1 protein-coding gene is annotated in these 684 nt (G+C 60.2%); it reads right to left on the bottom strand.

Going from position 1 to position 684, the window contains the following annotated elements; all coding sequences use genetic code 11:
* On the bottom strand, positions 1 to 684 hold a 684-nt coding region (locus BJL95_RS21715; protein ID WP_139306382.1), incomplete at both ends, for an IS66 family transposase.

The following is a 684-nucleotide window of genomic DNA, read 5'->3' as shown; positions in this document are numbered from 1 at the left end:
CGGCCTCGACAAAATAACGCCGCGCATGCGCCCAACAGCCGAGGTGAATCGCACCCCGGCTGGCGGCAATGGCGTTATACACCTCATAGCCGTCGCTCATCAGTACCGCGCCGGGTTTGATGCCTTCATACAACGGCTGCGCATGCGTTCCGCCGCGCCCCGGCGTGTAGCTGAACAGCCGAATCGGCGGTCCGGAGCCGGTCATTTGTGCCCACAGATAGCTTTTGCTTTGCGCGGCTCGGCCGGATTCTTTGAGCACTTGAACCACGGTTTCGTCGCCCAGGATCAGATCGGCATCGAGTAGATGGTCGCGCAGCAAGTTGATGATGGGTTGCACTGCGTCGCCAACCCGCACCATGCTAGCCGCCAGCGTGTTGCGCGACAGATCGCCGCCGAAACGGCTCAACAGCGCGGCTTGCCGATACAGCGGCAGGCTATCCTGGTATTTTGCGGTGACGACCCAGGCTAATGCCGTTTCGGTGAGTAAGCCTTTGGGGATGATGCGAACCGGTGCCGGCGTCACGCGAATGCTTTCATCGCAGCACGGGCAGGCATATTTGACGCGGTGATGTTGAATGACTCGCACCTGTTGCGGCACGATGTCGAGCTGCTCGCTGATTTCAGCGCCGATTTCCACCAGACGAGTACCGTCATGCGCACAGATGCGTTCGGCTTCCGCTAATT

It is taken from the genome of Methylomonas sp. LWB, from assembly GCF_001856095.1.
In the GTDB taxonomy this organism is placed as follows: Bacteria; Pseudomonadota; Gammaproteobacteria; order Methylococcales; family Methylomonadaceae; genus Methylomonas; species Methylomonas koyamae_A.
The sequence above is the reverse complement of the archived record's forward strand: the minus strand, read 5'-3'. Positions and strand labels throughout refer to the sequence as shown.